The organism is Bacillus sp. GbtcB10, assembly GCF_019091365.1.
In the GTDB taxonomy this organism is placed as follows: Bacteria; Bacillota; Bacilli; order Bacillales; family Bacillaceae; genus Bacillus; species Bacillus altitudinis.
The window spans coordinates 1-243 of the sequence record NZ_JAGXJP010000337.1; the positions used below are offsets into that span (position 1 = coordinate 1).

Below are 243 nucleotides of genomic sequence, written 5' to 3' on the forward strand. Positions count from 1 at the left end.
ATAGCATTTGTCACTTCATTTGCATCTCCAGCAATTCTCTTTGTTGTTTCTACCATTTGATTGACTTGAGAAACAATATGCGTAGTAGAACTTAAAATTTCCGTAAAACTTACTTTCGTTTTTGTTACAACATCAAGGCCTTGTTGAACTCCCCCATTCACATTATCCATCGCCTTAACAGTATGTTCAATATCAGCCTTAATTTCTGCAATTAAATTTGCAATCTCTCCAGATGATTTTCCT

At 34.6% G+C, this 243-nt stretch carries 1 protein-coding gene; it reads right to left on the minus strand.

Annotation, left to right across the window (positions count from 1 at the left end; genetic code table 11):
* On the minus strand, positions 1-243 hold a 243-nt coding region (locus KVT11_RS20430; protein WP_254636544.1), incomplete at both ends, for a methyl-accepting chemotaxis protein.